At 71.3% G+C, this 24,609-nt stretch carries 20 protein-coding genes and 1 pseudogene; 12 read left to right on the top strand and 9 right to left on the bottom strand.

All coding sequences use genetic code 11. The annotated features are described in order from the left end of the window. Positions 1 to 238: 238 nt before the first annotated feature. From EV378_RS07800 to EV378_RS07775, 6 genes are read right to left on the bottom strand one after another with little or no spacing between them, the layout of a single operon-like run. Positions 239 to 1,780, bottom strand: a complete 1,542-nt coding sequence (locus EV378_RS07800; RefSeq protein WP_243653584.1) for an AMP-binding protein — start codon at positions 1,778 to 1,780, stop codon at positions 239 to 241. A 35-nt stretch (positions 1,781 to 1,815) separates the two neighbouring features. After that, on the bottom strand, positions 1,816 to 2,988 hold the full coding sequence (locus EV378_RS07795) for a thiolase domain-containing protein (protein ID WP_132422188.1): 1,173 nt from the start codon (positions 2,986 to 2,988) through the stop codon (positions 1,816 to 1,818). Positions 2,989 to 3,021: 33 nt separating this feature from the next. Continuing rightward, complete coding sequence (locus EV378_RS36710; protein ID WP_279389643.1) at positions 3,022 to 3,792, bottom strand: SDR family NAD(P)-dependent oxidoreductase; 771 nt, start codon at positions 3,790 to 3,792, stop codon at positions 3,022 to 3,024. Further along, positions 3,789 to 5,222: a Rieske 2Fe-2S domain-containing protein gene (locus EV378_RS07785; RefSeq protein ID WP_132422184.1), complete on the bottom strand. Its 1,434-nt coding sequence runs from the start codon at positions 5,220 to 5,222 to the stop codon at positions 3,789 to 3,791. The genes EV378_RS36710 and EV378_RS07785 overlap by 4 nt, the downstream gene beginning before the upstream one ends. Beyond that, positions 5,219 to 6,355: an amidohydrolase family protein gene (locus EV378_RS07780; RefSeq protein ID WP_132422183.1), complete on the bottom strand. Its 1,137-nt coding sequence runs from the start codon at positions 6,353 to 6,355 to the stop codon at positions 5,219 to 5,221. The genes EV378_RS07785 and EV378_RS07780 overlap by 4 nt, the downstream gene beginning before the upstream one ends. 26 nt (positions 6,356 to 6,381) lie before the next feature. Further along, positions 6,382 to 7,509, bottom strand: a complete 1,128-nt coding sequence (locus tag EV378_RS07775) for an amidohydrolase family protein (protein ID WP_132422181.1) — start codon at positions 7,507 to 7,509, stop codon at positions 6,382 to 6,384. Between the two features lie 129 nt (positions 7,510 to 7,638). Between EV378_RS07775 and EV378_RS07770 the strand changes: the two genes are divergently transcribed. The 4 genes and pseudogenes from EV378_RS07770 to EV378_RS07755 all read left to right on the top strand — a co-directional run. Next, the gene (locus EV378_RS07770) at positions 7,639 to 8,484 is read left to right on the top strand and encodes an IclR family transcriptional regulator (protein ID WP_341540437.1); all 846 of its coding nucleotides are present in this window, start codon (positions 7,639 to 7,641) and stop codon (positions 8,482 to 8,484) included. A 332-nt stretch (positions 8,485 to 8,816) separates the two neighbouring features. Further along, the gene (locus EV378_RS07765; RefSeq protein ID WP_132422179.1) at positions 8,817 to 10,337 is read left to right on the top strand and encodes an aldehyde dehydrogenase family protein; all 1,521 of its coding nucleotides are present in this window, start codon (positions 8,817 to 8,819) and stop codon (positions 10,335 to 10,337) included. A 94-nt stretch (positions 10,338 to 10,431) separates the two neighbouring features. After that, entirely contained in the window at positions 10,432 to 11,274 is an 843-nt protein-coding gene (locus tag EV378_RS07760) for a cupin domain-containing protein (RefSeq protein ID WP_132422177.1), read from the top strand. A gap of 158 nt (positions 11,275 to 11,432) precedes the next feature. After that, a pseudogene (locus tag EV378_RS07755) lies at positions 11,433 to 11,639 on the top strand (acetyl-CoA C-acyltransferase); the annotation flags it as partial. A gap of 107 nt (positions 11,640 to 11,746) precedes the next feature. Here the strand turns inward: EV378_RS07755 and EV378_RS07750 are convergent. Beyond that, complete coding sequence (locus EV378_RS07750) at positions 11,747 to 13,456, bottom strand: AMP-binding protein (RefSeq protein ID WP_132422175.1); 1,710 nt, start codon at positions 13,454 to 13,456, stop codon at positions 11,747 to 11,749. A 355-nt stretch (positions 13,457 to 13,811) separates the two neighbouring features. Between EV378_RS07750 and EV378_RS07745 the strand changes: the two genes are divergently transcribed. The 8 genes from EV378_RS07745 (at position 13,812) to EV378_RS07710 (ending at position 21,427) form a co-directional block, all read left to right on the top strand. Next, entirely contained in the window at positions 13,812 to 14,651 is an 840-nt protein-coding gene (locus tag EV378_RS07745) for a helix-turn-helix transcriptional regulator (protein WP_132422173.1), read from the top strand. Between the two features lie 67 nt (positions 14,652 to 14,718). Then, on the top strand, positions 14,719 to 15,540 hold the full coding sequence (locus EV378_RS07740) for an IclR family transcriptional regulator (RefSeq protein ID WP_132422171.1): 822 nt from the start codon (positions 14,719 to 14,721) through the stop codon (positions 15,538 to 15,540). Positions 15,541 to 15,661: 121 nt separating this feature from the next. Further along, complete coding sequence (locus EV378_RS07735) at positions 15,662 to 16,528, top strand: ABC transporter substrate-binding protein (RefSeq protein WP_132422169.1); 867 nt, start codon at positions 15,662 to 15,664, stop codon at positions 16,526 to 16,528. Positions 16,529 to 16,714: 186 nt separating this feature from the next. After that, positions 16,715 to 17,743 carry an ABC transporter substrate-binding protein gene (locus tag EV378_RS07730; RefSeq protein WP_132422167.1) on the top strand — a complete coding sequence of 343 codons (1,029 nt, stop codon included), beginning with the start codon at positions 16,715 to 16,717 and terminating at the stop codon, positions 17,741 to 17,743. Then, on the top strand, positions 17,740 to 18,570 hold the full coding sequence (locus EV378_RS07725; protein WP_207908596.1) for an ABC transporter permease: 831 nt from the start codon (positions 17,740 to 17,742) through the stop codon (positions 18,568 to 18,570). Before EV378_RS07730 ends, EV378_RS07725 begins: the two co-directional genes overlap by 4 nt. Continuing rightward, positions 18,567 to 19,292 (top strand): ABC transporter ATP-binding protein, encoded by a 726-nt coding sequence (locus tag EV378_RS07720; RefSeq protein WP_243653337.1) that lies wholly within the window; start codon positions 18,567 to 18,569, stop codon positions 19,290 to 19,292. The genes EV378_RS07725 and EV378_RS07720 overlap by 4 nt, the downstream gene beginning before the upstream one ends. Before the next feature lie 28 nt (positions 19,293 to 19,320). Continuing rightward, positions 19,321 to 20,223, top strand: coding sequence for an ABC transporter substrate-binding protein (locus tag EV378_RS07715; RefSeq protein WP_132422163.1), 903 nt, complete (start codon positions 19,321 to 19,323; stop codon positions 20,221 to 20,223). Further along, entirely contained in the window at positions 20,216 to 21,427 is a 1,212-nt protein-coding gene (locus EV378_RS07710) for an MFS transporter (RefSeq protein WP_132422161.1), read from the top strand. Before EV378_RS07715 ends, EV378_RS07710 begins: the two co-directional genes overlap by 8 nt. 357 nt (positions 21,428 to 21,784) lie before the next feature. Here EV378_RS07710 and EV378_RS07700 read toward each other — a convergent pair whose 3' ends face one another. Continuing rightward, a complete protein-coding gene (locus EV378_RS07700) occupies positions 21,785 to 22,990 on the bottom strand; it encodes an MFS transporter (protein WP_165922187.1) in 1,206 nt (401 codons plus the stop codon). A gap of 2 nt (positions 22,991 to 22,992) precedes the next feature. Beyond that, positions 22,993 to 24,606: a (2,3-dihydroxybenzoyl)adenylate synthase gene (locus EV378_RS07695; RefSeq protein ID WP_243653336.1), complete on the bottom strand. Its 1,614-nt coding sequence runs from the start codon at positions 24,604 to 24,606 to the stop codon at positions 22,993 to 22,995. Positions 24,607 to 24,609 lie beyond the last annotated feature (3 nt).

The following is a 24,609-nucleotide window of genomic DNA, read 5'->3' as shown; positions in this document are numbered from 1 at the left end:
GTCGCAGTGGCACCGGCGACGGGCGATGGTGACAATCACTGACGGAGCCGAGGGCGATGTCGGGTGAACCCGCCGCGGAGCCACCCACCGGACGATGTCGATCGGTGCGAAGATCGCCACAACACCGCGATCGTTGTCCTATGGACGACACGGGCATCGGGCAGGATCGGTGAACGACCTGGTGGCCGGGCAAGGCCGAGGTCCCGTTGATCGAACTGCGTGCGACCACGTCGGCTGCTCAGTTCGATGGAGCCCACCCAGACGAGATGAGCTTGTCCCGGATCGTTCTCTTGACAATCTTCCCGTAGCCGGACTTGGGAAGCTCGGACCAGCGGATGCAGTATTTGGGCAGTTTGTAGCGAGCGAGCTTCGGTTCGAGCCAGCCGAGCAGTTCCGCACTGTCGGTCTCCGCACCGGGCTGGGACACCCACACTGCCACCCCGATCTCGCCCCACTTGGGGTGTGGCATCCCCAACACGGCGACTTCCGCGACGGCCGGGTGCGCGGCGAGCTTCTCCTCGATGTCGCGCGGGTGGACGTTCGAGCCGCCCGAGATGTACATGTCGGAGGCGCGTCCGGTGATATAGAGGTAGCCGTGCTCGTCGAGGGTGCCGATGTCGCCGGTGTGGAACCAGCCGCCCTCGAACGCGGTTGCCGTCGCCGTTTCGTTCGCGAGGTAGCCGGCGCAGACCGCGGGGCCGGCCACGCAGATCTCGCCGATCTCGCCCGGGCCTAGCTCGACGCCTGCGTCGTCGAGGATCGCGATCTGCATCCCGGTCCGCGGGCGACCGCAGGTGCCGATCTCTACGTCGTCGGGTTGCGGCCTCCTGTGCTCGACCGGCGGTAGAACGGTGATGTTGCCGGTCACCTCGCCCAGGCCGTAGTACTGCACCAGCACCGGACCAAGGACCTCGAGCGCGCGGTCCCGGTCGGCATTGAGCATCGGAGCGCCCGCGTAGATGATGTGCCGTAGCGAGGAGTGGTCGAACTTCTCGACCGCGGGATCGTCGGTCAGCGTCGTCAGGATCGTGGGGACAGTGAACATGTTCGTCACACGTTCCTGCTCGACAAGTCCCCAGACTTCCTCGGCGTGCAGCCGTGACGACGTCGGGATCACCGTGGGCGCGCCGCGAGCCACCTGCGGCAAGAGGTGCACCCCCGCGCCGTGCGACAGTGGTGCGACCGCGAGCGACACGTCGGACTCGGACAGTCCGGGCATCAGGTCAGCGGCGTGGTTGGTCGTGACGAAGCCGAGCTGGTCGTGGGTCAGGATGGCGGCCTTAGGTGCCCCGCTCGTCCCCGAGGTGAAGAAGTACCAGGCGTGTGCCCCCACCTCGACGATGGCGTTCCCAGCTTCGCCTCCTGCTGCTGGTGGCAGGTCGGCGACGGCGTCCGGCCCGCCGTCCCCGTCGATCCACAGCACGCCGGAGGCGAGGCCTGTGGTTTCGCGGACCGCGGCGACGTGGTCTCCCGTCCCGGCCGAGGCGATCATCGCAACCGGACGGCAGACGTCGGCGATCACGGCGACGTCTGCTGGAGTGAGGCGCACGTTGGTGGGTGCGACGGCCGCCCCGGCCCGCCAGATGCCGTAGAGCGACTGGATGTACTCGGGATGGTTCCGGGCGTGGAGCAGCACGCAGTCGCCGGTGCGGACCCCGGTGCGGCGCAGCGCCGCGCTCACCCGGTCGGCGCCCTCGTTCAGCTCGCGCCACGTCCACCGGACCGAGCCGTGCACGACCGCGGTGGCGTCCGGGAGCCTGCGGGCGGTCTGGGACAGCATCTCCGCGAGGTTCACGGCGCGGACCGCGGGAGACGTCATCGCGCACCTTCCAGCACGGTCGCGTAGTTGGCCACCGCGGCGCCGCCCATGTTGAACACCGCGGCGCGGTAGGCCCGTGCGAGCTGCATGTCACCGGCTTCGCCGACGAGCTGCATCGCCGCGAGGACGTGCTGGGACACTCCGGTCGCGCCGATCGGGTGGCCTTTCGCCTTCAGCCCGCCCGAGACGTTGACCGGTAGCGTCCCGTCGGGCTCGGTGCGACCTTCATCCAGTAGGACCGATGCCTTTCCGGGCTCGGCGAGCCCGAACGCCTCGTACTGCAGCAGCTCGGCGACGGTAAAGCAGTCGTGGGTCTCGATCAGGTCGAGGCCGTCCAGACCGACTCCGGCCTCGTGCAGCGCCCCGCGGAATGCCCGGCGGCCGGCGTCGAGGGCCAGCGGATCTGGGCGGGAGACGATCGCCATCGGGTCGTTGGCCTGGACCCGCGACCGGACGCCCACCGCGCGGCGGGCGGTTGCCGCGACGTCCGGCGTGGTCACGACGACGGCGGCTGCGCCGTCGGAGACGAGCGAGCAGTCGGTGCGCAGCAGCGGGTCGGCGACGAGCGGGTTGCGCTCGGAGACCGTCGAGCAGAACTCGACGCCGAGATCGCGCCGCAGATGGGCGTACGGGTTCGCCACGCCGTTGCGGTGGTTCTTCGCCGCGATCCGCGACAACGCCCGCCGTGGGTCGCCGTAGCGCTCGGAGTAGCGCCGAGCGAGCCAGGCGAACACGGCGGGGAAGCTCCCGAACTCGCCCTCGGACGGGAGGTGGGCGGCTCCGAGCAGGACGTCGGTGACCGCGTCGCCGGGCGTCCGCGTCATCTTCTCCGCGCCGACGACCAGCACGGCGCGGGCACGTCCCGCCTCGACCATGTCGAAGGCTGCGTAGAGGGCGGCGCTTCCGGTCGCGCAGGCGTTCTCCGAGCGCACCGCGGGCACCGAGGCCAGCTCGGGGGCGCCGGTGCCGACCAGTGCCGCGTCGAATCGCTGTCGGGTGATGTCGGTGCCGAAAACCCCGACGGACACCGCGTCGAGGTCCTGTGGGTCGAGGCCGGCGTCGCGCACGGCGGCGATCGAGACCTCGGCCATCAACGCCTCGACGTCCGGGAGGTCGGACTTGCCGAAGCGGGTGTGGGCCCACCCGGTCAGATGAGGGGTGAGGGACATGCGTGTTCGCTCCTCCAGTCGTGGGACGGGGTGTCAGAGCCGGATTCCGCCGTTGACGTCGAGTACCGCACCGGTCATGTACGACGACGCGGACGACCACAGGTAGAGCGCCGCCCGGGCGATCTCGTCCGGCTCGGCGAGCCGTCCGGCCAGCGCCCGGCCGGCCAGCGTGGCGATGACCTCGGGGTCGTCCCCGATCATCGAGGTGGCGGTGCAGCCGGGGGCGATGCAGTTGACCCGGATCTTTCGGGGTGCGAGCTCCCGCGCGGCGCCCTTGGTCAGGCCGATCACGCCGGCCTTGGAGGCGCCGTAGACCGGGCCGCCGACGTAGCCGCCGCCGGTGTACGCGGCGACCGAGGAGCACAGGACGATCGACGCCCCCGGCGCGAGGTACGGGGCAGCGGCCTGGATCGTGTTGATCGACCCCATGATGTTGACCAGAAGGCAGCGCTGGGCCTGTTCGGCCGTGACCTCCAGCAACGGTGTGGCAGCGTGATGCCCGCTGGCACGAACACGCCCGTCACCGGCCCCGCCTCGGCGGCGTCGGCGAAGCCCTTCTCCAGCGCGTCCCGGTCGAGGACGTCGGCCCGCCGGTAGCGGGCTCCCGGGAACGCCTCGGCGACCTCTGGAGCCTCGTCGGGGAGGTCGAGCACAGTCATCGCCGCGACCTGCGAGACGGCCAGCTCCACGGCGGCGAGCCCGATGCCCCGCGCGCCGCCGACGACGACGGCCGAGCCGGACGGCTGCTGACTCATTCGATCTTCTCCGATCATGTCGACGGCCGGGTCGGCCGCGGCGGGTCACAGGTCGAGGACGAGCCGCGGCCCGTGCGAGCGCGAGCAGCACGGCGTCATGACCTCGTTCGACGCGCGCTCGCTCGGGCTGAGGAAGGAGTCGCGGTGGTCGGGGACGCCGTCGAGGACGACCGTCTCGCAGGTGCCGCACGTGCCCTCCCGGCACGAGGTCGGCACGTGGACACCGGCGTCGGCGAGCGCGTCGACGACCGACCGGCCCTCGGGAACGCCCACCACCAGGTCCGAGCGGTCGCACACCACCTCGAACGCGGTGTCCGGCCCGTCGAGGGCTCCGTCCGCCGGACGGAACCGTTCCACGTGCAGGGTGCCGGCCGGCCATGGCGCGCACTGGCCCTCGACGGCGTCGATCAGCGGGCCGGGTCCGCAGCAGTAGACGGCCACGCCGTCGCGGGGCTCACCGAGCGCAGCGGGGAGATCGAGGTGCCCGCGTTCGTCATGCGGCCAGATCGTGACCCGGTCCCCGTAGGCCTCCACCTCCTCCAGGAAGGCCATGGAGCTGCGGGAGCGACCGCCGTACACCAGCCGCCACGGCTGGCCGGACGCCTCGCACTCGGCGATCATCGGCAGGATGGGCGTGATCCCGATGCCGCCCGCGAGGAACACGTACTCCCGCGCCTTCTCCAGCGCGAAGTTGTTCCGCGGCCCGTGGCAGCGGATCTCGTCGCCGACCTGCAGGGTGTCGTGCACATACGCAGACCCGCCTCGGCCGCGCTGCTCTCGCAGCACACCGATCCGCCAGGTGCTCCGGTCGTCGGGGGCGCCGCAGAGCGAGTAGTGCCGGACGAGGTCGTCGGTGAGGGTGACCTCGAGATGGGCGCCGGGCGTCCAGGCCGGCATCGGGGTGCCGTCCCTGGACCTCAGTTCGACGACGGCTACCCCGGCCGCTGCGGCTCGCTTCGCCGCGACGACGGCGACGACGTCGACCGGCTCGTCCGCGGGCCGCGGCGGGACGGCCGTACGTCCAGGGCGGCGGCGGGCGGTGTCGACGACCAGCATGTCGCCCTCGACGGCCACCTCGTAGCCCTCCAGGACCAGCGGCCCCTCCTGGCGACCGCCGTCGGGCTCGACGACGTCGTCGGGCGCTCCCGCGACGACCTCGACGGGGTACCGGCGCACCCGGGCGTTGCGGGGGTCGTAGAACGAGACCCCGGTACGGACGTCGAATTCCCACGCGTGCCACGGGCAGCGCAGCGATCGTCCGCCCTCGTATTCGATCGGGCCGTCGGGCTGTGCGGCGGTGGAGACCCCGAAGATCGTGCCGTGCCCGCACAACGGCGCCCCGGCGTGCGGACAGCGGTCGAGCAGGGCGAAGTACTCGCCGTCGACGTTGAGGACGCCGACCGGTCTGCCCTCGATCTCGACGATCTTGCGCTGGCCCGGACCGATCTCGGATGTTCCGGCGACGGCGTAACGGGTCACGCCTCGTCCTCCAGGCCGAAGAACCGTCGGGCGTTGTCTCGCAGGATCCGGTCCTTCAGCCCGGCAGGGAACGACGACGGGAAGATCTCGTGCGGGTCGTCGAAGTCGAAGTGCGGGTAGTCGGAGGCGAACAGCACCCGGTCCCGACCGAACTCCTCGATGTACTCGACGAGGTGTGCGGGGTCGTCGGGCTCGTCGATCGGCTGGGTAGAGACCCAGACGTGGTCGTGCAGGTACTCCGACGGCTTGCGTTGCAGGTCCGGGACCTCGTCGCGCTGCGTCTCCCAGTGGTAGTCCAGTCGCTCGGCCAACGGGACGAAATGCGCGACGTTGCCTTCGACGAACATGACCCGCAGGTCCGGGAACCGGTCGAAGGTGCCGGAGAGGATCAGGTTCAGGAGTTGGGACTGGAAGCTCTGGACCTGCCCGACGTGGTACTCGGTGTGGTACGAGGGCCAGCCGGTACCGGTCGCCGGGTTGCCGCCGCCCTGGGACAGATGAACCTGCAACGGGAGGCCGTAGTCGAGCATCGCCTCGTAGATCGGCCAGTAGCGGCGGCTGCCGAGCGGGTCGCGGGTCTTGCTCAGCCCGAGCACCGCGAGGACGCCCGGGTGTGAGCCGATGCGCTCCAGCTCGGCGACAGCCAGGTCCGGGTTCTCCCAGGGCAGCGAGATCGCCGCGCGAAGCCGCGGCTCGGGCACGACCAGATGATCGAGCTGCCAGTCGTTCACCGCGCGGGTGAGGACGTCCGCGATCTCGGGCCGCAGGGCCTGGGCTGCCGGGTTCAACGCCTGGCCGCCGGGGGACAGGCACTGCAGGACGCCGAGCCGGATGTCGTAGCGATCGAGCAGCTGCGAGCGGATCATCCCCAGGTCCGAGCCGGGGAAGCCGTCGTCCGGCCAGGAGTCGGCGCGCATCGCGCCGCCGTAGAGCTGCGGGTACTCGCCGAGGTTCTGCAGCCCGTTGGTGGTGCGGGCGCCGAACTCGTCGATGACTCGGCGCCAGCGCTGCGGCACGTACTCCGCGACGGCGCCCGCCGGTGGGACCGGGTGGATGTCGACGTCCACGATCCCGGTGCCGATCGACTGGATCGGCCGGACTCCGTGGACCGGACGCTCCTCGATGAGTGTCATGTGGGGTCTCCTCCCGTGGAGGGGGGTCAGCGGGCGGCGGGGACGTGGAGGCCGTGGAGGGCGAACGCGTTGCCGCGACGGATCCGCTCGACCAGGGCTGGGTCCGACGAGCCTTGCTCGATCGCGCGCGGGGGCGAGTGGTGCTGATGCGGGTAGTCGCTGGAGTAGACGAGCATGTCCGCGGATCCGAGGTGGTCGACGACACGGTCGAGCTCCCCGGGCCGCTCGGCGCCGTCGGAGGGGGCGGTGGTGAAGCGGACGTGGCGGCGGACGAGGTCCGACGGCCGCTCGGTCACCCACGGGACGTCCTGGCGGTAGCTCTTCCAGAGCTTGTCGAACTTCCACAGGAACGGTGGGACCCAGCGGAAGCCGAGCTCGCTGACGACGATCCGGGTCTCCGGGAACTTCTGGAGGACGCCCTCGGACACGATGGAGGTCAGCTGGGCCTCCAGGTTGGACTGCTGGCCGACGTACCACTCGAGGTGGGTCGTCGGCCAGCCGACCGAGGTGGGGGCCTGCCGGAACACACCACCGATGTGGATCGCCACCGGCAGGCCGTGCCGTGCCGCCGCCTCCCAGATCGGCCAGTTGATCTGGCGACCGTAGGGCAGCTCGGACTGGCCCAGCAGCAGGATCTGGGCGAAGCGGCCGTCGGCAGCGCAGCGGTCGATCTCCTCTGCGGCGAGCACCGGTGTGCCCTGCGGCACCACGATCGACCCGCGGAGCCGGTCGTCGTGGTCCAACCACTCGCGGGAGATCCAGTCATTGAGCGCACGGGCGTGTGCGGCTTCGCGCCGCGGCTGGTGTATCTGTTGCACGCCGTAGAGGCAGTTGAGGATCGCGACGTCCGTGTCGCCGTCCGCGAACACGTCGGCGACCAGGGCGTCCGCGGACGTCCCGGCGCGTCCGTCCGGGCCCGGCGTCGCTCCCGGACGCTCGGCGATCGGCGAGGACGGCGGGTGGTAGCTCGGTTCGTAGGTCGGCGCCAACTGCGCCTCGAGCTGGGCAGCCCAGTAGTCGTCGAGGTAGGGGAGCAGGGCCCGCGCCGAGGGCAGGACGGCGTGGACGTCGCAGTCGACGACGGCGGCGCGGCGACCCTCGGGAGGGGCGTCGCCGGGTGGGGCGGTCGCCGACGTCGTGGTGGGGGTGCTCATCGAGGGCTCCAGCTCGCGGTTGACTCCGTCGTCCGGCGTCAGACGCTGCGGCCCGGCTGACGTGCGCGTCAATCCGCGGGTTTGTTCGCGCACGTCGATATTCCACATCGTGAGCATTGTCTTGCTGCGGTGGAGATATCTATCTTTCTGCCTGTGACTTCCAGGAGACGACCATTCCACAATGTAGAGGACAAGACACGGGCCGGGGCGGAAGCCCGACCCGGGTCGCAGAGCGTCCGCCGCGCTCTCGACCTGCTGTCACTGGTGTCGAGGTGGGAGCGCCGCGGCGGCCTGTCGGTGGCGGCCATCGCCGAGGAGACGGGCCTGGCCAGGCCGACGACACACCGGCTGCTCGCCGAGCTCCTGCACGCCGGCTACCTGGAGCAGGCTCCCGACCGGCGGTATCGCCTCGGGCCGGAGTCGTACGTGGTCGGCGCGGCGGCGGAGCTGCGCTACGGCGTCCAGCAGCAGTCCGTGGCGGCAGCGACCCGGCTCGCGGGCGCGTCGGAGGACGTGGCCTTCGTGTCGATCCGCCGGCACCACCACCACGTGTGCGTGCACCGGGAGGAGGGACGGTGGCCGATCCGCAGCCACGTGTTGCACGTCGGCGACCGGCTTCCGCTCGGCGTCGGCGCGGCCGGGCTCGCCTTCCTCGCCGCGCTCGCGCCGGAGGTCGCGGCCGCAGCGGTGGCGGCCAACGAGCACGAGGTGGTCCGCGAGCATCCGCACCTGACCCCGGACGTCGTCCTCGGTCTGGTCGCGGCCGCCAGGGAGCGCCACGGCGTCGCCATCAACCGCGGGTTGGTCGTCGACGACTCGGCGGGCATCAGCCTGGTCGTCCCCGCCCGGCAGGGGGACCCGGTGGTAGCGCTCGGCATCGCCACGATCAGCTCGCGGATGCAGCCCGAACGGGAGCGATGGCTGGAGACGCTGCTCAAGCGCGAGGTCGAGCACCTGAGCCGAAGCGAGCAGTAGGAGTCCAGAAGTCCATATTGTGGACTGCTGATCGTGCCCTCCATCGAGATCACGACTAGCTAGACGTCGGAGTCCGGTCAGTCCGACCACGATGTGGAACGCTGAGCTGCGACAACCGAACTTCTTGTTGACCCCGTCACAGGGCCTCCTCCATGTTCTCGGTGCCCTGCTGCACCGTCCGCCGCTCTGGAGCACTCCGGCCCCCACTTCCCGGCCGGCGGCCCCGAGCGGAGCGGTGCCGGATCCGGGCACCGGCTCGTCCGCGGGCACAGCACGCAGCCGGACAACCCGGAACCGAGACCGTCGCTCGACGGTCCGACGAGGAGGTTCGTATGTCCCTCACGCACGCGCTGACGCTTCCCCCGGAAGCCCGCACCGTGGATCACGTCGCGATGTTCGTCGACGGCGAGTTCGTCACGGCCGCTGCCGGCGGCACCTTCCCCACCGTGGACCCGAACACCGGCGACACCATCGCGCAGGTCCCCCGGGCAGACGGCACCGACGTCGACCGGGCGGTCGCCGCGGCCCGGCGCGCGGCGGTCGAATGGCAGTTCACCGACACCATCGCCCGCTCCGGGCTGCTCCGCGCACTGGCCGGGCTGGTCACCGAGCACGCCGACGAGCTGGCCCGCATCGAAGCCCTCGACTCCGGCCACTACCTGGCGAAGGCCCGGGAACTGGTGGGAGCAATCCCGCTGTGGCTGGACTACTGGGCGGGCCTGGCCGACAAGGTCGGCGGCCGCACGATCCAGGTGCCGGGCAACAAGCTGTCGTTCACGCTGCTCGAGCCGCTCGGCGTCACCGCGCACATCGTGCCGTGGAACTACCCGCTGCTGGTGATGGTCCGCTCGATCGCCCCCGCGCTGGCGCTGGGCAACACCGTCGTCGTCAAACCGGCCGAGGACACCTCTCTGTCGGCGCTGAAGTTCGCCGAGCTGGTACGCGCGGCGGGCTTCCCGGACGGCGTGTTCAACGTGGTGACCGGCTACGGGGCCGAAGCGGGCGCGTCGCTGGCCGCGCACCCGGACGTCGCGGGCATCACGTTCACCGGCTCCACCGAGACCGGGAGGACCGTCTCGAAGCTGGCGGCCGACCACGTCGCCCAGATCAACCTCGAGCTCGGCGGCAAGAGCCCGACCGTCGTGTTCCCCGACGCCGATCTCGACGACGCCGTCGAGGCGACCGTCCAGGGCTTCTGCTCGCACACCGGACAGGTCTGCGTCGCCGGGACCCGGCTGTTCGTGCACGCCGACGTCCGCGACGAGTTCCTCGGCAAGCTCACCGACCGGCTCCGGTCCACCCGGATCGGTGACGGGTTCGCCGAGGACACCGAGATGGGTCCGCTCGTGTCGCAGAAGCAGTACGACCGGGTCCGCGAGTACATCGAGATCGGCAAGTCCGAAGCGACCCTGCACTACGGCGGCGGGCGACCGGACGGCCTCGACGAGGGCGGCTACTTCATCGAGCCGACGGTCTTCGTCGACGTTCCGCACGACGCCCGGATCGCCCGCGAGGAGATCTTCGGCCCGGTCGCGTCGGTGCACCTGTGGACCACCGAGGACGAGCTGGTCGAGGCCGTCAACGACAGCATCTACGGCCTGTTCGCCTGCTTGCTGGGCCGCGACATCAAGCGGCTGCTGTCCACCGCCCGACGGCTGCAGGTCGGTGGCGTGATGATCAACGACTGGTTCGGCGAACTGCCGATGACCCCGCACGGCGGGCACAAGCAGTCCGGCACCGGGCGAGAGGAGGGACTGGAAGCCGTCCACGGATACACCCAGGTCAAGCACGTCAGCATCAATCTGGACGACTCGCTGCGTGCGGGCACCGACTGGGTCAACGCGCCGCTGTAGTCGACGCGCGGGCCACGGAAGTAACACCGGACAACCAGGTCGTCGAGGCGACACCGCCGCGCCGGCCGCCACCCACCAGACAGAGGAGCAGGAGATGACCGCAGCAACGACTCGGGCGCTGTACCACGGCAACCGCAACGCCAACCCACCGAAGGACGAGTGGACGCCGTTCGAGTGGGAGGACCCCAGGCACGGCTCGCAGGTGAAGGGAGAGGTCGTCGTCGTCCGTCCGGAGGGGACATCCGGCACGCTCATGTCCGGCCTGTGGCGGACCGGGTACGAGATCGCCGGCTGTCGCGAGGACGGCTCGTGCGAGGTGGTGTACTCCGCGCCCCTGGGTGACGAGACGATGGTGATCCTCGAGGGGACCGCCGACATCACCGAGACCGCGACCGGCAGGAAGCACCGCATCGGGGCCGGCACGATCATCAGCCACCCGAAGCACGTCGATCTGCACTGGGAGATCCACAGCCCGTTCCTGAAGAAGTTCTGGGTGATGTGGGACAGCCCGAACCCCGCCACCAAGACCGACCACCTGGTCGTCGCGAACATCAGCGACGACCCGGGCACGTGGACGCCGTTCGAGTGGGACGAGCCGGAACACGGCCACCAGACTTTCGGGGAGCTGTTCACCATCCGGGACACCGGCTCCACCGGCACCTACAAGTGCGGGCTGTGGCGCACCGGGGTCGGGGTGGCCGGCTGCAACCCGGACGGCACCGGGACCACCCGCTACACCGCCCCGCTCGGCGACGAGACGATCCTGCTCCTGGAGGGGCAGGTGCACGTCGTGAACGAGGACACCGGCGAGGAGTTCGACTTCGAGGCCGGTGACATCATCGGCTTCGCCTCGGGGACACCGGTCACCTGGACCTCGAAGACCGCGTACGTGAAGAAGTTCTGGGTGATCACCAACGAGACCGCTCCGACCGCCTGAGCACGGTCACAACGATGGAAGCCCAGTAGCGTGCACCCGCCCAAGTCGGACTGAACCGATCTCAACGCCGACTTGCGGCGGGGTCCGCTGACATCGTGACTGTCCACGGCCCGACGCCACACGACCTGCTGTGTCAATGCTGCGGCGCGGGGAACCGGATGGGTATCGGGCCGATCGAGGCGTCGCGGCGAGCACGTGCCTCGGCCGCGATGACGATCATGGACGTCGATCTGATCGAGATCAACGAGGCGTTCGCCGTCCAGGTCCTGGGATCGGCCCGCGCACTCGGCATCAACGAGGACACGGTGAACGTCTCCGGCGGCGCGATCGCGCTCGGCCACCCGTTCGGCATGACCGGTACCCGGACTTGACGTCGAAGTACGGCAGCCGTCCGAAGAACCGCCGCAGCGCCAGGCGAGGGTCGGGTCCATGGCATCTCGGTCGGCCGCGCGCAGCAGGTGAACCGGGTGAATCAGGACTTCAGCTCCGGGAACTGGTCGTCGCGCCATTCCGAGGTCATGACGGTGTCCGCCTGGTCCTGTTCGCGTTTCCGAAGCTCGACGCGGCGGATCTTTCCGGAGATCGTTTTCGGAAGCTCGGCGAACTCCAGCCGTCGTATCCGGAGGTAGGGGGCGAGGTTCTCGCGGGTATGGCGCAGGATTGCGAGGGCGGTGTCCCGGTTCGGTTCGTGGCCAGGAGCCAGGGCGACGTAGGCCTTGGGCACTGCCAGCCGCACCGGGTCCGGCTGCGGCACGACGGCGGCCTCCAGCACGGCCGGGTGCTCGATGAGCACGCTCTCCAGCTCGAACGGGGAGATCTTGTAGTCGGAGGCCTTGAACACGTCGTCGGTGCGTCCGACGTAGAACAGGTAGCCGTCGGTGTCACGGGCGGCGGTGTCGCCGGTGTGGTAGTAGCCGCCGTGCATCGCCTCGGCCGTCTTGTCAGGCATGTCGAGGTAGCGGGTCATCAGGCTGGTGGGGCGCTGGGAGAGGTCGATGCAGATTTCACCCTCGGTTTCCGAGGGCTCGCCGGTGGCTTCGTCGAGCAGGACCACGGGGACGCCGGGCAGCGGTCGGCCCATCGATCCGGGCTTGACCGCCGAGCCCGGGGTGTTGCCCACCGAGGCCGTGGTCTCGGTCTGGCCGAACCCGTCGCGCAGGGTGAGTCCCCACTGTCGCTGCACCTGGTCGATGATCTCCGGGTTGAGCGGCTCCCCGGCGGCGATCACCTCGCGCAGCGAACCGGGCCCATCCGACAGGTCGGCCTTGATGAGCATGCGCCACACCGTGGGCGGTGCGCAGAACGTGGTCACGCCTTTGTCCCGGATGTTGGTCAGCAGCGCGGTGGCGTCGAAGCGGGAGTAGTTGTAGAGGAAGATCGTCGCCCCGGCGATCCAGGGTGCGAAGAAGCAGGACCAGGCGTGCTTGGCCCAGCCGGGGGAGCTGATGTTGAGGTGGATGTCGCCGGGGGTCAGTCCCAGCCAGTACATGGTGGTCAGGTGCCCGACCGGGTAGGAGGCCTGGGTGTGCTCGACGAGCTTGGGCCGGCTCGTGGTGCCCGAGGTGAAGTAGAGGAGCAACCGGTCGTCGGCGACGGTGCCAGGATGCTCGACGGGCCCGTCGTCGCACCGGTACGAGTCCTCGTAGTCCAGCCATCCCGGGACGCCGCCGCCGACGGCGATCGTGGTGGTGCCGTCTCGGGGACCGGTGAGCAGCCCGTCGAACTTCGAGGCGCTCGCGGACTCGACGATCAGGTGTTTCGCCGCTCCGCGGTCGATCCGGTCGGGCAGGTCCGTCGCGCCGAGGGCCGTGGTCGCCGGCATGATCACCGCGCCGAGCTTCATCACCGCGAGCATCGACTCCCACAGCTCGACCCTGTTGCCCAGCATGATCAGCACGCTGTCACCGCGGCGGACTCCGTGGCCGGCCAGCCAGCGGGCGACCTGGTTGGATCGGCGCCGCATCCCGTCGAACGTCCAGGAGCCCTCACTCCCGTCTTCCTCGACGATGTGCAGGGCCGTCCGCCCGTCACCGTCGGCGATCGCGTCGAACCAGTCGTGGGCCCACTGGAACGGACCGTGTAGGGCCGGCCACTCGAAGTCGGTCACCGCCTTCTGGTGGTCGCCGTGTAGCGCGACCAGCCGGTCGCGAGCCTCACGGTAGATGTCGTGATTGGTCGGCATGGAGATGGCCTCCGGAGGGGATGGGCGGATCAGCGCGCGATGGCGCGGCGGTCGTCGCGGACTCGTGCTTCGGGCGCCCGGTCGTGCGTCTGACGCAGCATCGGGTCGAACACCGGGGCATCGGCATTCGTGGCTCCTCGTCGAGCGGGTCACCGACAGGGGCTGCTGGAGAGTCGCGAATCGGATCGGGGCCCGCTACCAACTGAAGTTGGTGTTCGGCGATCTGCCCGCCCGGGCACCATACGCATCGTGGTCGGCAGCGGCCCGGAAGAACGAGCATCCTCCCGCCGACCGTTCACTACGATGTGATAGCTGGTCCACGCGGGCATGGACGCCCGCCCGAACGGGAGGACACGTGATCGAGGACGACACGATCGCCCGGGCTGTGGAGACGGTCCTCCCACGTCGCCTCGGCGAGTTGCAGAGGCTGACCGGACTCCCCGTCGTGTTCGGCGGCGCCGCCCGTTCGGCCCAGTACGGACCATTGCTGACGATCAGCCACCTGCGGGGAACTCTCAGCGACTCCCTGCGTCTGCTCAGCGTCATCTCCGGACGCGGGCTAGGGGGCGCCGCGATGGCTCGAATGACGCCGTGCCGGGTCCACGACTACGCCTCGACGTCGGGCATCACCCACGACTACGACCACGTGGTCGTCGAGCACGAGCGGCTCACGTCGATCCTGGCGTACCCGCTCCTCGTGCACGGCACGGTGCGCGGCGTCATGTACGGCGCGGTCCGCGACGACGGGCGGATCGGGGACACGGCGCTCCGCAACGCCGACGCGGTCGCCTCGACCATCTCCCGCGATGTCGTGTCTCTGCTGGACAGGCCGGCGCCTGCGCCGCCGCCCGGACCGTCGGACTCAGCCTCGTACACGAGCGCGCTCGGTGAGCTCGCGGACATCGCGCGCACGACGGCGGACCCGGCCCTCCGCGCCGCTCTAGCCCGGATCCACAGGAGACTGTCGGGCCGGACCGGCACGCCTCGTCCCGGTGCCGACGCCCCGTCCCTGGCGCCCCGTGAGCTGGAGGCGCTCCGACTCGTGGCGGTGGGCTCGACGAACGCCGAGATCGCCGCCCGGCTCGGCATCACCGTCGACACGGTGAAGGCCTACCTGCACACCACGATGCGCAAGCTCGACGTGCGCAACCGGACGCGAGCGGTCGTCGTGGCACGAGAGGCCGGCATCCTCTGAACGCGCGGGCACGGAGTTGGCTCCTCGCCGCGGGTGTGCGGGTCGTTCCCGGGGCTAGGGTGTTGCGGTGCCGGAGTCACCACCGAGGAGGACCGTCGGGTCGGCGGCGCGTGGGTCCGAGCAGGGCGCGCGCGGTTCGGAGATCCAGTCGGTGGCCCGGGCCGCGGCGGTTCTCGGTGTCGTCGTGGACAGTGCCGGCGGTCTGACCACAACGGAGATCGCGAAGGTCACCGGGGTGACCGTCTCGACGGCCCATCGGCTGGCGCACACGCTCGTGTCCGGCAATCTGCTCTGTCGAGAGGCCGGTTCGGAGCGCTTCCTGCCGGGACCGCTGCTGCTGCGGCTGGCGCGCAAGAGTCTCGGCGCGTCCGGCGTGCCGGAGGCCGCGGACGTGCTGAAGGAGCTCGCCGACCGCACCGGGGAGACGGCGAGCATCGGCATGCGTCGTGGCGACGATGTGCTCGTCCTACTGTCGGTGCCCTCCACCCGGATGCTCCGCTACACCGGACAGCCCGGTGCGCGGGTCCCGTTGCTGGACTCCGCGATCGGGTGCGCGATCGTCGCGTTCGGCGGCGACCCGGTCGGGCAGGCGGCGGAGATCCTGACGCGCACCGGCCGCGGCGAACCGGAGACATGGGCTGCGGAGATCGACCTGCTCGCGACACAGTTCCGTGGGTACGCCGTACTCGATGACCCGCACGACCCGTCGCTGCGCGCGGTGGCGGCACCGGTGGTCGGGGCAACCGAGATCGTCCGGATGGGTGTGGAGATCCAGGGTCCGTCGAGCAGGCTGCTCGAGGAGCGGCTCGACGAGCTGGGGGCGGTCGTACGTTCGGCGGCCGACGCCCTGGAGGGCCTGCCGGTGTCGATAGCGTTCGGTGAGTTCTGAGCGACATCCCACCGGCGTTTCCACGATGCGCGAATGTGTCTCGCATCCCGCAAAGATCTGTTGACCCCAGCCGACAGGCGTGCCTACGCTCGGACCACCCGATCGTGAGGACGGAAGAGGTATGGGCGCGGAGCACGGCGAGATCGTGGTGTCGCCCAACCACGTCGTCTTCGATCTTCCCGAGATGGTCGCGGTCCGGGAGGGACTGTTCGACGCCGCGGGACTGGCCGTGCGGTTCCAGGATGCGGCCGACCGCTCGGCCGACACCGAGCGCAATCCGGCTGCCCGGCACAAGGAGTCGCAGTTCACGGCTGCGCGGGCGGACGTCTACAACGTCTGCGAGTGGGGCGGGATCGACCGGCTGGAGCGGGACACGCGCGGCGGTCGGATCGGGCATCTGCGCGCCGCCGTCGTGTCCCAGGCGCTCGTCAGCACCGACGACCATCTGAACGAACCGCACGACCTCGCCGGGGTCCCGGTGACGATCAACGAGTTCACCGGCTCGCACTACACCGCGCTGCACCTGCTCGAGGGCACCGTGCCCCGGCAGCGGATCGAGCTCGTGCACGGCGGCCCGCCGGCTGCCCGCCTGGACATGCTGCTGTCGGGGGAGTGCCGGGCGACGATGCTGATGGAGCCGTTCCTCAGCGTCGCGCTCACCCATGGTGCGCACGTGCTGGGCACCTACGCCTACCGCGGCTCCCAGGTCGTCGCGCCGCACCTGACGGCGGCGCAGCAGGAGGCGTACCGCGGCGCGGTGGACAAGGCCGTCGACCTGATCAACGCCGACCGTCCGCGCTGGGCACCCCTGATCGCCGCCGAGGCCGGGGACCGGCTCGACCCCTCGGACCTGCGCCCCGACTACTACCGCTACACCCACATCGCGCCGTTCACCGAGCGGCGCTTCACCGAGACCTACGCCTGGATGCGTTCCTGGCGTCTCACGGACGGCCGGTCCGGGTACGAGACCCTGAAGGCCATGCGGTGACGGCCCCCGCCGGCCTGGTGCGGTTGCTGACCCGGCGCCGCCACATCGACCTCTGCCTGATCAACGGCGGGGTGTGTCCGGGGCACTGAGTCCCGCCCTCTTCCACCCCCACGCGGGCCGCTGCGTCGTGTGCAGACGGTCCGATCCGGCGTGCCCCGACGCGCCGCCCCGACACCCGGAGTCGTCATGCCCGCACAACCCCTGCAGCTCGACCGGAGGGCCGTGCTGCGCGCCGCGCTGCTCGGCGCCGCCGGTCTCGCCGGCACCTCGCTGCTCGCCGCCTGCGGCGGTGCGGAACCCGCTGCAGGCACGGCGCTGCAGGCCCGCGTCGAGGACACCCAGGCCGGAACCGCCGGCGCGGTGATCCGTCCGATCAGCGAGCAGAACGGCCTGGTCGGCGACCTCGACCTGACCTACGTCGCCGGCACCGGCCCCGGCGACGTCCAGAACAAGCTGCTCTCCGGAGCGCTCAACGTGGCCAGCATGGGACCGCTCGGGGCCGTCGTCGCCGGCGAGGCCGGTTCGGACGTCGTCATCTTCAGCACGAGCCTGAACAACCACGTCCGATGGCTGGTGCCCGAGAACAGTCCGTACCGCACTCCGGCCGACCTGCGCGGCAAGCGCGTGGCGACGCCGCCGAACAACAGCGACGCGTTCCGCTCCGCCCAGCTCGCCGCGGCCGTCAACGGCGGGAGCCTGACCGCCGACCACCAGCTCTTCCCCGGTGCGGTCCTCGCCGGACTGGCCCTGCTCGACCGCGGTGACGTCGATGCGATCGTCACGATCGAGCCCAACGCGACGCGGCTCGTCGCCAAGGGCGCCCGTCAGATCGCCACCGTCGGCGAGCTGTGGGCCCACGGCACGGGCGAGGACCCGAACACGTTGTTCCTCAACGGCCAGGGCGCCACGCGCGCCTGGGTGGACAGCAACCGCGCGGCCGCCGCCGCGCTGGCGAGCCTGCGCCAGCGTGCGCACCAGATCATCTCCGAGCGGCCACAGGTGCTCGCCGAGCTGCACGAGTCCTACGGCATCCCGGCCACGGAGAAGGCCGCGATCGATCTGCTGCCGTCCCGGATGCGCGACGTCTACCCGGTGCAGTGGGGCGAGTCGGTATTCGCGAACCTGCGCCGCCAGACCGAGGTCGCGCAGAAGGTCGGCCTGGTCAAGGCTCAGCCGACGCAGGTGCCGTGGGTCGACCTGGGAGCACCGGCATGACGGCCACCGACCTCCGGCCCTCCCGGGTCGAACCGGCGGCGGTCCCGGCCCCCGCCCGCCTGCGCCGCCGCTGGCTGCGGGCGGGGCTGCCCGCACTGGCGTTCCTGATACTGCTCGCCGCCGCCTGGCAGCTCATGTCCGTGCTGCTGGACAGCGTGCTGGTGCCCGGTGTCGGCGAGATCGGCTCCGAGCTGGTCGAGATCGTCGCGGACGGGTCGTTCGCCGAGCAGCTGGGGATCACCGTGCTCCGGGTGGCGCTCGGATTCGCGCTCGCGTTCGTCGTGGCCGTGGCGGTCGGGCTCGCGATGGGGCGCAACGAGATCGCCCGCCGGTTCTTCGAGCCCGCCGTGCTGCTCGGACTTACCATCCCCGGGCTGGTCTGGGCGCTGCTCTGCGTGATCTGGTTCGGGATCGAGCTGGTCAACCCGGTCGCCGCTGTCGCGTTGTCCTCGGCGCCGCCGCTCGTGCTCACCGTCTACCAGGGCGTGCGGTCGGTGGACCCTGATCTGCTGGAGATGGCGTACGTCTACCGCTTCTCCCGTGCCACCCGGCTGCGCAGGCTCTGGCTGCCCGCGCTCGCCCCGTCCCTGTTCGCCGGCGCCCGGCTCGGCCTGTCGTTGGGCTGGAAGGTGATCGTGCTGGTCGAGGTCTTCGGTATGTCCAGTGGCGTCGGATACCAGCTCAACAACGCGTTCGCCGCGCAGAACGTCGCCGCCGTGCTGGCCTGGACGCTGTTGTTCGCGGTGGTCATGGCCGTCCTGGAGTACGGGGTCCTGCAGGGTCTCGAACGGCGGGCGAGCCGGTGGCGCAAGGCGGTGTCGGTGTGAGCGCCCCGGTGACCGAGGTGCGGCTCGACGGCGTCGGCAAGACGTTCGTCGACGCGCGCAGCGGCGCGCCCCAGACCGTCCTCGCGGACTTCTCCCTCACGGTGGACGAGGGGGAGCTGGTCGCCGTCGTCGGCGCGTCCGGTACCGGGAAGACCACCCTGCTGCACGTCGTGGCCGGACTGGTCACCCCGGACACCGGGTCCGTCCACATCGGAGAGCCGCGCCTGGGCGTGGTGTTCCAGCAGCCCCGCCTGCTGGACTGGCTCCCGGTGCGGCAGAACGTCGTGCTGGCGCTCGAGGCAGCAGGCCTGGATCCGGCGGGCGCCGACGCGGCGCTCGCCGCCGTCGGACTGACCGACTACGCCGGGTCCTATCCGAGCGTTCTGTCCGGCGGCCAGCGGCAGCGCGTCGCGGTCGCCCGCGCGTTCGCCGTCGAGCCCGATCTCGTGCTGCTCGACGAGCCGTTCAGCGCGCTCGACGAGCTCACCGCCCGCAAGCTGCGCCTGCTCCTGCAGGACCTGTGGATGCAGCGCCCGCGCACCGGGCTGCTGGTCACGCACAACCCGCTGGAGGCGGCACTGCTCGCCGACCGCGTCATCGTTCTCGCCGGGCGTCCCGCGTCCGTCGCGGCCGAGTACCGCGTCGACCGCGAGCGGCCCCGTTCGGCCGAGGACACCCACCTGTTCGACCTGCACTCACGCATCGTCTCCGCGCTCGCCTGAGCCGCGCCGTCCCACGAGAGGAACCGTCATGCCCGACCGCCCCAAGGTCACCATGGAGCTGCTGTCCCTGGTGTTCTCCCTGCCCCAGCTCGTCGCCAAGGACGAGGGCTACTTCGACGACGAGGGTGTCGAGGTCGAGTTCGTCACGAAGGACTACGCGAGGGCCGGGATCTCGCCGCTGGAGGACCACGAGCTGCTCAGCTCGTTCGGCTCCACCAAGTCGCACTTCGAGAGCGGCGAGGCCTCGCTCTACCGGGCGTGCGAGTGGGGCCAGATCCGCCGCACCCAGGACACCACGGTCGGGGGGCGGGTGGTGAGCAAGCGTGCCGCCGTCAACGGGCAGGCGATCATGGTCCGCGGCGACCACCCGGCCACCCACCCGCAGGACCTCGCCGGTGTGACGGTCGCGGTGAACTTCCATCACGGCTCGCACTACGTCGCGCTCCAGACCCTGGAGGGGTTCCTGCCTCGCGAGGAGATCTCGGTCGCGCACTACGGCGGCCCGCAGGTCCGGTTCGAGGCGCTGCGCGACGGCACCGTCGAGGCCGCGGCGCTGATGGAGCCGTGGATCACCCTTGCGGAGAAGCAGGGCTACAAGATCCTCGCCGAGGCCTTCTACGTCGGCGCCGAGATCGCGAGCCCGCAGGTCGACGAGGAGACGTACGCACGCATCAACCGGGCGGTCGTCCGGGCGGTGGCGACGATCAACGAGGATCCGCGTCCGTACCTGCACCATCTGACCGCCGAGATCCCGCCCGAGCTCGGCACCGTCGAGCCGCACGAGATCCCGCTGGGCAGGCTGCGCTACGTCGACCCGGCGCCGTACCCGCAGGCGCAGTTCCAGCGCACGTTCGACTGGATGGTGTCCTGGGGGCTCGTCGAGGACAGCAACAGCTTCGACTCCGTGGTGCACAACCTCGTGCATGTCTGAGACCGCCACCGCGGTCGTGCGGCCACGTCCGGGCGTCCGGGCGTGGCCGCTGTACGTCGGGGGGTTCCTCGGGCCCTACGCCAGCACGATGGTCACGCCGATGGTGCAGGAGGTGGCCGAGGGCCTGCGCTCGACGCCGGAGCTGGCGGCTGTCGCGGTGACCGCGTACATGCTCCCGTTCGCGGCGCTCATGCTCGTCTCCGGCACCCTCGCCGAACGCTGGGGCCGCGCCCGCACCATGCGGGTGTCCCTGCTGGCCTTCGTCCTGGCCTGTGCACTGTGCACGCTCGCCCCGGACATCGGGTGGTTCCTCGCCGCTCGCGCACTGCAGGGCGCCACGAACGCGTTCACGACGCCGCTGCTGGTCGCCGCGATCACCGACCTGGTGCCGCGTGCCCGCCTGGGCCGCGCCCTCGGTCTGTTCGCCGGGATGCAGGCCGCCGGTCAGGCGGCCAGCCCGCTGGTCAGCGGGCCGTCCGCGGTCCTGGACTGGCGGCTCGCGTTCGTGTTCCCCGCGGGAGTCGCCGTGGCACTCGCGCTGTTCTCGCCGACGATGACCGCGCACGACCGGCCCGCCGGTCCGCCGTCGGTGCGGGCGCTGGCGAACCGGAACCTCGCAGTCGCCTGCGCGCTGTCGTTCCTGTGCTACCTCGCCGCCGTGGGGCTCACCGTTCTGTCGATCCTGCGCGCCGAGGAGGACTTCGGGCTGGGGCCCTGGCAGCGCGGGCTGCTCGCGGCCGCGTTCGGTGTGGCCGGGCTGGCAGCGGCGCCGCTGCTCGGCCGTCGGCTCGACGCCATCGGCCCGCGCCGCACCGGCGTGCTGATGAACCTGCTCCTGGCCGCCGGGCTGGTCACCGCCGCGTTCGGTTCGGGCGTCGTGCTGCTCGGCGCCGGCATCGCGGCGGTCGGGATCGCGGTGACGGGGCTGCGCACCACGATCAACTCCATCGCCACCACCAGCACCGACACGAACCGGGCCGGCGCAGTGTCGCTCGCCCTGTCGTTCCAGTTCTTCGGCGGTGCCCTGGCGCCGCTGGTCTGGGTGCCTCTGCACGCCGCACACGGCGCCGTCGGGTTCGCCGCCACCGCCGCCGCCCCGCTCGCCGCACTTCTACTGCTAGGCCTGGTGCGGTCGGATCGGCCGTACCGAGGCGGCGGGCACGGTGCTCGTCGTCGAGGCCACCGTGCCGACGTCGTCAGCTGAGGCTCACCCGGCCCGATCCGATCACCGGCCCCGGTCGTTACGCGGATCTTCGCCGAGTATCTGGGCGGCGCCAAGTCCGCGCGATCCTGCTCGACCCGCGCTACACGGGCCGCCAGGTAGGCAACAAGCAACGTGAGGACGAGGTCCTGATCGACGTCGAGGACGTCTCGCTGGGCCACGACAACGAGCTCGCCGGCTACCGGGCGGCGCTCGACTCGGGAGCCGAACCGGCCGTCGTCGCGGCATGGATCGTGGGGGTGCAGAGCGAACGGGCCTCGCTTGAGCGGAGGCGCAAACCCACAGCTCGGCAGGAGAAGCGTAGATCCGACCACCTGACGAACGGTGCCTGACGAGGCACTAGCGACCCGCCGAGGCGTAGCCGCGGGGACGCCGGCTCAGCGGGGTCCACACGAAGCCCCACGCGATCAGTGCGGCGATGAGGGACGCCACGACGGGTGCGGAGGGCACGAGTTCGTAGAGAACGGTCCCCAGGAGGGGGCCGACCATGAACGTGGCTCCGGTCGTCGCCGTGACCAACCCGGCGATCGCGCCGTGCTGCTCGGGGCCGACGGCGAGTGACGCGCCGGCCGTGAACCCCGGGATCGCCAGTCCGAGCCCCAGCGCCAGCAGCGCGAACGAGACGGTGACCGACCACAGGGCGCCGGCGAACAGCAGCAGCACGAACGACGCGACGGCGACCGGGATGCCGACCCGCATCAGCCGCAGCGCGGGCCAGCCGAGCTTCGGCACCAGCGCCCCCTGCACACCGACGAGCACGATGCCCGCGGCGAACAGCGCGACGCCGGTGGCGCCGGCGGTGGCCTGCGGGTCCAGCCCGATCCGGTCGGCGATCAGGAACCCGACGACCACCTGCACCAGCCCCAGCGACAGGTAGAGCAGGAACCCCACCACGAGCAGAGGGAGTACGCGCGGATCCCACGGGCGGACACCGGCGCGCGCCGGACGCTCGGTGCGGGCGGGCATCCGCGCGACCGTCGCGAGCACCCACACCACGAGGAGGGCCGTGAGCACCGGCGCGAGGTAGAGCGGCAGCATCAGCGACACGACCGCGAGCAAGCCGCCCACGGCCGGGCCCAGCACGAGCGAGAGCCCCTGCGCGGCACCGACGAGGCCGACGACCTTCGTGCGGTCGGCCTCGGTGCTGGTGGTGGCGCTGGCCGCGGCCAGCGCGGCGACCGGGACGGCCGCGATGCCGATGCCGAACAGCAGGCTGCGGGTGGCGAGGATCAGCGTGAACGTGACCGTCGGCGTCGTCGCCTGCGCGAGCCCCGCCGCCGAGGCGACGGCGAAACCGGCCAGGCCGGCGGTGGCCAGCACGAGCCCGGTGACGAGCACGGTGCGCAGCCCGAACCGGTCCAGCGCTCGGCCCCACAGTGGACTGGCGACGGTGAGCATCAGCGCGGCCACGGTGATCACCAGGCCGAGCTGGGTCTCGGTGAGCGCCAGCTCCCGTGACAGCGGGGCCAGCACCGGGGTGAGCAGCTGCTGCGCGGAGAACAGGACCAGGACCGCGACGAGCAGCGGGACCAGGGGCTTCGGCACGGTCAGCCCACCGTCCGGACGACGGAGACCTGCTCCGCCAGGAGCTTGCGGTTGATCTTGCCGAGCGTGGTGCGCGGCAGGTCGTCGAGCACCCGGAGCCGGTCCGGCATCTTGAACGCGGCGAGCCCGGCCGCGCGCAGGTGGGCGGCGAGCTCGCGCTGCGTCGGCGGGTCGCCGTGCGGGACCACGCACGCGCAGGTGCGCTCGCCGAGCGACTCGTCCGGGATTCCGACGAGCGCGACGTCGTGCACGGCGGGGTGGGTCAGCAGGAGGTTCTCCACCTCCTCGACCGGCACCTTCTCGCCGCCGCGGTTGATCACGTCCTTGATCCGGCCCTCGACGACGAGGTGCCCGCTCGGCAGCCGCCGCACCAGGTCACCGGAGCGGTAGTAGCCGTCCGGGGTGAACGCGGACCGGTTGTACTCCTCGGCCCGGTAGTACCCGCGGATCGTGTACGGGCCGCGGACCAGCAGCTCACCGACCTCGCCGGGGGCGACGTCCTCGTCGTCGGGGCCGACGAACCGGAGCTCGTCGGCGGGCGCGAGCGGGCGGCCCTGGGTGTCCGCGACGATCTCCGGCGGGTCGTCGGCGCGGGTGTAGTTCAGCAGTCCCTCGGCCATGCCGAACACCTGCTGCAGGCGGCAGCCCAGCGCCGGCCCGACCTGCTCGGCTGCGGACGCCTTCAGCCGCGCGCCGCCGACCTGCAGGACCTCGAGGCTGGACAGGTCGGCGTCGACCCACTCGGCCGCCTCCAGCCAGAGCAGCGCCAGCGGCGGCACCAGCGCGGTCACCGTCACCCGCTCGGCCGCGACGAGCCCGAACGCCGTCTCCGGGTCGGCGGACGGCGCCAGCACCACGGTTCCGCCCACCGCGACCGTGCCGAGCAGGCCCGGGCAGGCCAGCGGGAAGTTGTGCGCGACGGGCAGCACGGCGAGGTAGTGCGTCCCGGCGTCCAGCCCGGTCACCTCGGCGCTGGCGACGGCGTTGTAGGTGTAGTCGTCGTGCGTGCGCGGGATGAGCTTCGGCAGGCCGGTCGTGCCGCCGGAGAGCAGCAGGACCGCGACGTCCGACGGGTCCGGGTCCGGTCGCTCCCGCGCCGGTCCGTCCACCGCGGACAGTGGCGTGTGCTCCTGGGCGTCGCCGACGACGAGGACGTGGCGCACGGACGAGACCCGCGCCGCGACCGTCCGGGCCAGCTCGCGGTGGTCGAATCCGGTGTGGACGTCCGGGACGACGTAGGCGACGGCCCCGGACAGCTCGGCCAGGTGCAGGATCTCGGTCTCCCGGTGCGCGGGCAGCGCCAGCACCGGCACGGCACCGAGCCGCGCGAGCGCGAAGAACAGCGTCACGAACTCGGCGACGTTGGGCAGGTGCACCAGCACCCGGTCACCCGGCCCGATCCCGAGACCGTCCAGCCCGGACGCGAGCCGGTCGGCGGCGTCGTCGACGTCGGCGTAGGTGAACCGCCGCGCGCCGTCGACGAGCGCCGTCTGCTCCGGGACCCGCCGCGCGGCATCGCGCAGCAGGGCACCGAGCGGGCGTCCCGTCCAGTAGCCCTCGGCGCGGTAGCGCCGCGCGACGTCCTCCGGCCAGCCGACGCACCCAGCGAGCTTCACGTT

The sequence above is a fragment of the Pseudonocardia endophytica genome, from assembly GCF_004339565.1.
GTDB classification, from domain to species: domain Bacteria; phylum Actinomycetota; class Actinomycetes; order Mycobacteriales; family Pseudonocardiaceae; genus Pseudonocardia; species Pseudonocardia endophytica.
The sequence above is the reverse complement of the archived record's forward strand: the minus strand, read 5'-3'. Positions and strand labels throughout refer to the sequence as shown.

Coding starts and splice junctions, on each gene's coding strand:
- EV378_RS07800 (WP_243653584.1), bottom strand. CDS start 1,780: ATGCTGTCCCAGACCGCCCGCAGGCTCCCGGACGCCACCGCGGTCGTG.
- EV378_RS07795 (WP_132422188.1), bottom strand. CDS start 2,988: ATGTCCCTCACCCCTCATCTGACCGGGTGGGCCCACACCCGCTTCGGC.
- EV378_RS07780 (WP_132422183.1), bottom strand. CDS start 6,355: ATGACACTCATCGAGGAGCGTCCGGTCCACGGAGTCCGGCCGATCCAG.
- EV378_RS07775 (WP_132422181.1), bottom strand. CDS start 7,509: ATGAGCACCCCCACCACGACGTCGGCGACCGCCCCACCCGGCGACGCC.
- EV378_RS07765 (WP_132422179.1), top strand. CDS start 8,817: ATGTCCCTCACGCACGCGCTGACGCTTCCCCCGGAAGCCCGCACCGTG.
- EV378_RS07760 (WP_132422177.1), top strand. CDS start 10,432: ATGACCGCAGCAACGACTCGGGCGCTGTACCACGGCAACCGCAACGCC.
- EV378_RS07750 (WP_132422175.1), bottom strand. CDS start 13,456: ATGCCGACCAATCACGACATCTACCGTGAGGCTCGCGACCGGCTGGTC.
- EV378_RS07735 (WP_132422169.1), top strand. CDS start 15,662: ATGGGCGCGGAGCACGGCGAGATCGTGGTGTCGCCCAACCACGTCGTC.
- EV378_RS07730 (WP_132422167.1), top strand. CDS start 16,715: ATGCCCGCACAACCCCTGCAGCTCGACCGGAGGGCCGTGCTGCGCGCC.
- EV378_RS07725 (WP_207908596.1), top strand. CDS start 17,740: ATGACGGCCACCGACCTCCGGCCCTCCCGGGTCGAACCGGCGGCGGTC.
- EV378_RS07715 (WP_132422163.1), top strand. CDS start 19,321: ATGCCCGACCGCCCCAAGGTCACCATGGAGCTGCTGTCCCTGGTGTTC.
- EV378_RS07710 (WP_132422161.1), top strand. CDS start 20,216: ATGTCTGAGACCGCCACCGCGGTCGTGCGGCCACGTCCGGGCGTCCGG.